Source organism: Mesorhizobium sp. M7A.F.Ca.CA.001.08.2.1, from assembly GCF_003998455.1.
Taxonomy (GTDB): Bacteria; Pseudomonadota; Alphaproteobacteria; order Rhizobiales; family Rhizobiaceae; genus Mesorhizobium; species Mesorhizobium ciceri.
Genome location: NZ_RZPW01000285.1, coordinates 1 through 7302, shown reverse-complemented (window position 1 = coordinate 7302; position 7302 = coordinate 1). Strand labels below are relative to the sequence as shown.

Sequence of the window (7302 nt, the reverse complement as noted above, 5' to 3'; positions counted from 1 at the left end):
ACCTTACCAGCGAATCCGATATGCCGATCTCGGCCCGTTTCTCCGCCGGTATGGAGCCATGCGTCATCAGCGCCGGGTGCTCGATCAGGCTCTCCACACCGCCGAGGCTTTCGGCGAGCGTGAACAATTGCGTGCGTTCGAGGAACTTTTTGGTGCCGGCTAGGTCGCGGTCGAGCACGGCTGTGATCATGCCGCCGAAGGCATGCATCTGCTGGACGGCGACGGCGTGCTGCGGGTGGCTGGCGAGGCCGGGATAGATGACGCGGCGGACGTCGCGGCGCGCTTCCAGCCATTGCGCGATCTTGAGCCCGTTGGCGGAATGGCGCTCCATGCGCAGCGCCAGCGTTTTCAGCCCGCGCAGTGCCAGAAAACTGTCGAACGGGCCCGAAATGGCGCCGATGGCGTTCTGCAGGAATTTCAGCTGGGCGGCCAGATCCTTGTTGTCGCCGACGACGGCGACGCCGCCGACCATATCGGAATGGCCGTTGAGATATTTGGTCGTCGAATGCACGACGATGTCGATGCCAAGCTCCAGCGGCCGCTGGATATAGGGGCTGCAGAAGGTGTTGTCGGCGACCGTGAGAATCCCCTTGCGCCTGGCAAGTGCGGCGACGCCTTCGAGGTCGACGATGCGCAGCAGCGGGTTGGTGGGGGTTTCGACCCACAGCATTTTCGTCTCGGGCCGGATCGCGGCCTCCACGGCGGCAAGGTCGGTGAAGTCGACGAACGAGACCTGCAGATTGGCCGAGCGTTTGCGCACCCGCTCCATCAGCCGGAAGGAACCGCCATAGATGTCGTCGGTGGCAACGATATGCGCACCGGAATCGAGCAGCTCCAGCACGGTGGCGATCGCCGCCAGCCCGGACGCGAAGGCGAACGCAGCCGAGCCGCTTTCGAGATCGGCCACGGCGCGCTCGAACGCAAAGCGCGTCGGGTTCTGGCTGCGGGCATATTCAAAGCCCTTGTGCACGCCGGGCGATTGCTGGCCATAGGTCGAGGTGGCGTAGATCGGCACCATCACCGCGCCGGTCAGCGGGTCGTGGCTCTGGCCGCCATGGATGGTGCGCGTCGAGAAAGCCAGACGGTTTTTCCCGGCTGGCGGAGTATTGCTGGTCATCGTGCGCGCCTCAGATGGTTGATCAGATCGATGCGGGTAATCAGGCCGACGAATTCGTCGCCGTCGAAGATGATGGCGACCTCGTTGCGGTCGAACACCGGCAGCAGCGCGTCCAGCGTCTGGCTGGCCTGCAGCGTGTGCAGGTTGGAGGTCATGGCCGTGCGCACTGGGCCGTTGAAGCGCTCCCAGCGGCCGTCATAAGGGCCGTCGACCTTGGCCAGTATGTCGCTTTCGTCAACGATGCCGACGAGCTTGCCATTGTCGAGCACCGGCAGCTGCGAGACATCGGAGCGGCGCATGCGGCCATAGGCATTGAGCAGGCTTTCGTCCGGGCCGACATAGACGGTGTCGCCGGTGCGGTGCGAGCGCATCACCAGGTCACGCAGATCGCCATGCTGCTCGTGCTCGGCCAGCCCCTGCTCGGCCAGCCAGAAATCGTCGAACACCTTCGACAGGTACTTGTTGCCGCTGTCGCAGACTAAGGTGACGACGCGTTTGGGCACCGTCTGCTCGCGGCAATAGCGCAGCGCCGCCGACAGCAGCGTGCCCGACGATGAGCCGGCAAGGATACCTTCCTTGGACAAGAGGTCGCGCACCGCCAGCATGCTCTGCTTGTCGGGGATCGAATAGGCCTTCTTGACCAGCGACAGATCGGCATTGGGAGGCACGAAATCCTCGCCGATGCCTTCCACGGTCCAGCTGCCGGCCTCTTCCATCTTGCCGGTCTTGATCAGCGGCGCCAGCACCGAGCCGACCGGATCGGCCAGCACCATTTCGGTCTTCGGCGACACTTTTGCGAAGTAGCGGCCAAGCCCGGTCAGCGTGCCGCCCGAGCCGACGCCGACCACCACGGCATCCACATCACCGTCGAGCTGCGAAAAGATCTCGGGGCCGGTGGTGGTTTCATGCGCCAGCGGATTGGCCGGGTTGGCGAACTGGTTGGCATAGAAGGCGCCGGGCGTTTCCGCCGCGATCTTCTCGGCCATGTCCTGGTAATATTCGGCATGGCCCTTGCCGACATCGGAGCGCGTCATGCGCACTTCGGCGCCGAGCGCGCGCAGGTGCTGGATCTTTTCGCGCGACATCTTGTCGGGCACGACCAGCACGATGCGGTAGCCCTTGGGGATGCCGACCTGGGCGAGACCAAGCCCGGTGTTGCCGGCGGTCGCCTCGACGATGGTGCCGCCGCGCTTGAGCTTGCCCTGCTTTTCAGCCGCGGCGATCATCGACAGCGCGATGCGGTCCTTGATCGAGCCGCCGGGATTCTGGCTTTCGAGCTTGATGAACAGCCGGCATTTGCCGGTGTCGAACTTGGTCAGCTCGACCACCGGCGTCTGGCCGATCAGGTCGAGTACCGACTTGTAGGGCGGACGCAGGCGGGACAATTCGGCTTCCGAGGGGGCACTGTCCAGTGCGGCGATCTCATGCTCGCTCATATCGATGCTCCATGACCAAGCGACCGCCTCTGGGCAGGGCGGCAGCGTAGCCTCTTTTCCAGCCCTTTGCAGTCGGAAAGAAGATAGATCGTGCCAATCAACCGGCCAGATGCGGAATGAAATTCCGGTTTGTGCCTCAAAGGCTTGGAGGGTGTGTTGAGATTCAGGTCAGGCGAGCCGAAAATGGCAGATTCCGAGAACCGGAGCAGAGCGTACTTTTGGGTACGTGAGCACCGGAAGCCACAGGAAGCCGCATTTGCAGGCCGGCATCACCTGAATATCGACACAGCCTACCCCAGCAGCTGCTTGCTCAGCCTCGCACACTGCACGCGGATATCGGGGATGGCGTCGATCTCGAAGAAGGTGCCGCGCGTCAGCGGGCCGACGGCGAGGATCTTGGCCGAAACGGTTCCGTCGCCGGCGATGATCTCGCATTTGGTCGATACGTCGAGGCCGATGCGCAGCGGATCCGGCCTTGCCAGGCCGCGGTCGACCAGCGAGCGCACGACGCTGTTCGACGAGGTCGAGATGTCCCTGACGATGCCAGAGCAATCGTAGATGCGGGCGACCTCGAAGGTCTCGAGACGCTGCGTGTGACGCGACTGGACCTGGACGGTGAATTCGCCGTTGCGCGCAATGTCGACGACGCGGCCGGCGACCAGGCGGATGCGGCCGGATTGCACGGCCTCGGTGACACGGGCGTAGACCTCGGGCGCCATGCGATGGCGGTGGATGTCCCACCAGGCCTTGGTGTGCTCGACGAAGCGGCGCTTGGCGGAAGCCGGCCAGTTCTGCCAGATCTTCTGGTTGAACGGCCGCAGCCCGTCGACGACGTCACGCCAGTCGATGCCGGCCTTCTGGTTTTCCTTGATCAGGTCGCGGAACCAGCCGACGAAATAGGAGAGCTGCGTGCCGAGCGGAATGTCGGCGACGTCGAGCTTGATCGGATTGCCCTTGCGATGCGGCGAGGGCAGCAGGCCGCGCCTGGACACAGCTATGATGTCGCCGCGATGGCCGCGTTGCTCCAGCGCCAGGAAAGCATCGACCATGCTGAGGCCGGTGCCCAGCACCATGACGCCGGCGCCGGGCGGAAGTGCTGTGTCGGCTTCCGATCCCATCCTGATGGCATGGCCTTGCGCCGGCTCCTCGTCATGGCCGGTGGCCAGCACGGCGAGATGCGCAACGACGCTGGTGCCGTTGGCCAGCGCCACTTCGACGCCGGAGGCGGTGGGCGTGATCGAGAGGCTTTCCTCGCGGATCAGCCGAAGCCGACCGCTCTGCTTTTCCCGCGCTTCCAGATCGACCAGCAACTCGCCGAGATAGCGGGCATAGATGCTGCGTGGCGCATAGAAGGGCGCCTCCTCAGCCGTTGCCAGGCCGCGTTCCTGAAGCCAGCGCCAGAAATTGCCGGGATCGTCGGCATAGGCGCTCATGCCGGCGGCGCTGACATTCAGTACATGCGCCGACAGCAGCGTCGAATAGGCGATGCCCTGACCGAAATGCGGGCGCCTTTCGATCAGCGTGACGCGCAGGTCGGGATTGGGCGACTTCAGGAGATGCGCGGCCAGCACGACGCCGCTGGCGCCGCCACCGACAATGATGATGGAGTTGGCGCGCCCGGTCATAGGCATGCCTTCGCTCTGCGCAGCGCCAGTGTCAGGCCTGGACCTTCACCGCGACCGGCAGATCGCCGATGCCGACCGACAGGTCGTCGAGAGAGATATCGCGCATTTCGGCGAGGCTGCGCTGATCGAGCACCTCGGCGATCGCCTGCCGGACCTCGAGCATCAGATGTCGGACTTGGCATGTCGCCTCGTTGCAATCTTCACAGCGCTGGTACTGGGTGCGGCTGGCGCAGGGGATCGGCGCCAGCGGACCGTCGAGGACGCGCACGACATGGCCGACCTTGATCTCGTCGGCGGGCCGCGCCAGGCGATAGCCGCCATCCTTGCCCTTGCGGCTCTGGACGAAGCCGGCATTGCGCAACTCGCCCAGGATGGCGTCGAGAAATTTCTTCGGGATGTTGTTGCCGGTGGCGACGTCGTTGACGAAGGCGAGCTGCCCGGCCGGCAATCGCGCGAGGTGGACAAGCGCCTTGAGGCCGTACTTACCTTTTTTGGTGAGCATGAGATCAAAATTTCTCTGGCATGCGACGGCATGGAACCATCGGTTGCAAAACGCCTGGCGTGCGTTGCCGCCGCGTCCAAGCCCGCATGACACATAAATTCTAGTGACATGATGTACAAGCCGAGAACTGCTGATTTTGCTTCGTTTTCAAGCCGCGCCGGCCATTTTGACCAGCCTTTGTGCCCACAGGGACACAAAAGCGCACGAGTTTGGGGGCGCGATCATCGCGATATGGTGACTGCTCATCGTCGCCTCCAGTCTCAATGTCGATAAGATTACTATACTTACCCCCGAACACGCGGAATGGGTTGTCAAATCGCCGGTTGTTTGAGGCATGAATTTGCCTGGAAAGGCCGGAAGCGGGAATTCTAGTTCGCGGTGGGCGTAGGCGGAGCCATCACGGCAGTTCAGGAGGTTAAAGGTCGGTGGGACAGAGGGGGCGCTGGCCCGCCGGCGTCGAAAGGCCTGCCCTGTGGCGACACTCTGCCCCACCGCAACCACCCTATCCGCCTCACCACCTCACCATCGACAGCTTTTTTCTAACAAGCCCGCCTTGGTTGGAAGGATTTAACTCTACAAGAACCATAGAATTAGCTGACTATTATGAAGCATTCCGGTTTTTCTCTTTTCAGGAGCCCTTCATGTCCACCATTTCGCGACGCATTCTTCTGCTCTCGTCGGCGGCACTTGCCGGTGCGGCCTTCCTCGGCCCGGCCCTGGCCAACGACCTCAAGATCACCATCGGCTACCAGACGGTGGTCGAACCCTCGAAAGTGCCGCAGGCCGACGGCGCCTATGAAAAGGCGACGAAGGCCACCATTGATTGGCGCAAATTCGATTCCGGCGCCGATGTCATCGCCGCGGTCGCTTCCGGTTCGGTCGATATCGGCTATGTCGGCTCGAGTCCGCTGGCGGCGGCGGCGAGCCGCGAGTTGCCGATCCAGACCATCTTCATCGTCGGCCTGATCGGCGAATCCGAGGCGCTGGTGGCACGCAACGGCGCCGGCATCGAGAAAATCGCCGATCTCGCCGGCAAGAAGGTCGCCGTGCCGTTCGTCTCGACGACGCATTACAGCCTGCTCGCGGCACTGAAGCATGAGGGCGTCGATCCGAAGTCGGTCGAGATCCTCAATCTCAGGCCTCCGGAAATCGCCGCCGCCTTTTCGCGCGGCGACATCGACGCCGCTTATGTCTGGGATCCGGCGCTCGGCCAGATCAAGACGACGGGCAAGGTGGTGGTGGATTCCTCGCAGGTCGCCGCCTGGGGCGCGCCGACCTTCGACGCCTGGATCGTGCGCACCGACTTCGCCGAAAAGAACCCGGAAGCGGTGCGCGACTTCGTCAAGGTGACGGGCGCGGCATATGCCGAGTTCCTCGCCAAGCCCGAAGCCTGGTCGGTATCGTCGCCGCAGGCGGCCGCGATCGCCAAACTCACCGGCGCCAAGCTGGAAGAAGTGCCGCAGCTGCTCAAGGGCTATGTCTTCCCGACGCTGGAAGAGCAGGCCTCCGACAAATTCCTCGGCGGCGGCACGGTCAAGGCGGTCGAAGCGACATCCACCTTCCTCAAGGAGCAAGGCAAGATCGACGCCGTGCTTCCCGACTATTCGAAATACGTATCGTCGAAATACGTCACCGAGGCGCTCGCCTCGAACTAGTACTCGCTTAACGCAATTCCGGACGGAAAACCGCTTCACACTTTTCCTGGAATTGCTCTGAACGCGCGCGGATCTTTTTCCCTAACGCCGCGTGCTGACTGCCCCGGAACCGCTGACGAGGGCCGGGGCAGTCGGATTTCAACGAACCGCGAGGCATCCATGCCGCATCTCGTGCTCGACCCGCATCTCGTACTGGACAAGGTCTCGATCCACTATGACGGCCAGGCAGCGCCTGCCGTCGAGCGGGTGTCGATCGATGTCGCCAAGGGCGATTTCGTCGTGCTGGTCGGCCGTTCCGGCTGCGGCAAGACCTCGCTGCTCAACGTCGCCGCCGGCCTTGTCGCGCCGGCGCGCGGTACGGCTTCAATCAACGGCAAGCCGATCACAGCACCTGGCTCGGACCGGGCGGTGGTGTTCCAGAACGATGCTTTGTTCCCATGGCTGACGGCGCGCGAAAACGTTGCCTTCGCGCTCAGGCTGCGCGGTGTCGCTCCGGCCGAGCGGGCGCGGCGCGCCGATGAGCTGCTGGCGCTGGTGAAGCTCGCCGACGCCGGCGACAAGTGCATCTGGGAGCTTTCCGGCGGTATGCGCCAGCGTGTCGGCCTGGCTCGGGCGCTCGCCGCCGAACCCAAATTCCTGCTGCTCGACGAACCGCTCGGCGCGCTCGATGCGCTGACGCGCGAGCGCATGCAGACGACGCTGCTCGATCTGTGGACGGCAAGCGATGTCGGCGTGCTGATGGTGACGCATGGCATCGAGGAGGCGCTGGTGCTGGCCACCCGCATCGTCGTGCTGGCGCCTGGCCCGGGCCGCGTGGTGCAAACTTTCGAACCCAGCTTCTCCAGGCGCTACGCATCGGGCGAGGCCATCCGCACCATCAAGGCCGACCCGGCCTTCGCCGCGGCGCGCGGCGAACTAACCGACGCGATCTTCGAAGGAGAGGCGGCATGACCGTTACCTCCTACAC

The 7302-nt window shown here is 63.8% G+C and carries 6 protein-coding genes; 2 read left to right on the top strand and 4 right to left on the bottom strand.

Annotation, left to right across the window (positions count from 1 at the left end; translation table 11 throughout):
- The 4 genes from EN914_RS17930 to EN914_RS17915 form a co-directional block, all read right to left on the bottom strand.
- A partial coding sequence (locus EN914_RS17930) for a PLP-dependent aspartate aminotransferase family protein (RefSeq protein WP_164778778.1) occupies positions 1–1117 on the bottom strand: 1117 nt, incomplete at its 3' end.
- Entirely contained in the window at positions 1114–2553 is a 1440-nt protein-coding gene (locus tag EN914_RS17925) for a pyridoxal-phosphate dependent enzyme (protein ID WP_024502229.1), read from the bottom strand. The genes EN914_RS17925 and EN914_RS17930, both read right to left, overlap by 4 nt.
- Positions 2554–2843: 290 nt before the next feature.
- Entirely contained in the window at positions 2844–4178 is a 1335-nt protein-coding gene (locus EN914_RS17920; protein WP_013528704.1) for an FAD/NAD(P)-binding protein, read from the bottom strand.
- 31 nt (positions 4179–4209) lie between these two features.
- Positions 4210–4680, bottom strand: coding sequence for an Rrf2 family transcriptional regulator (locus EN914_RS17915; RefSeq protein WP_013528705.1), 471 nt, complete (start codon positions 4678–4680; stop codon positions 4210–4212).
- A 641-nt stretch (positions 4681–5321) separates the two neighbouring features.
- Between EN914_RS17915 and tauA the strand changes: the two genes are divergently transcribed.
- On the top strand, positions 5322–6335 hold the full coding sequence (tauA, locus tag EN914_RS17910; protein WP_024502228.1) for a taurine ABC transporter substrate-binding protein: 1014 nt from the start codon (positions 5322–5324) through the stop codon (positions 6333–6335).
- 159 nt (positions 6336–6494) lie between these two features.
- Complete coding sequence (locus EN914_RS17905) at positions 6495–7286, top strand: taurine ABC transporter ATP-binding protein (RefSeq protein ID WP_024502227.1); 792 nt, start codon at positions 6495–6497, stop codon at positions 7284–7286.
- The last annotated feature ends 16 nt before the right edge of the window (positions 7287–7302 follow it).

Coding starts and splice junctions, on each gene's coding strand:
- EN914_RS17925 (WP_024502229.1), bottom strand. CDS start 2,553: ATGAGCGAGCATGAGATCGCCGCACTGGACAGTGCCCCCTCGGAAGCC.
- EN914_RS17920 (WP_013528704.1), bottom strand. CDS start 4,178: ATGACCGGGCGCGCCAACTCCATCATCATTGTCGGTGGCGGCGCCAGC.
- EN914_RS17915 (WP_013528705.1), bottom strand. CDS start 4,680: ATGCTCACCAAAAAAGGTAAGTACGGCCTCAAGGCGCTTGTCCACCTC.
- tauA (WP_024502228.1), top strand. CDS start 5,322: ATGTCCACCATTTCGCGACGCATTCTTCTGCTCTCGTCGGCGGCACTT.
- EN914_RS17905 (WP_024502227.1), top strand. CDS start 6,495: ATGCCGCATCTCGTGCTCGACCCGCATCTCGTACTGGACAAGGTCTCG.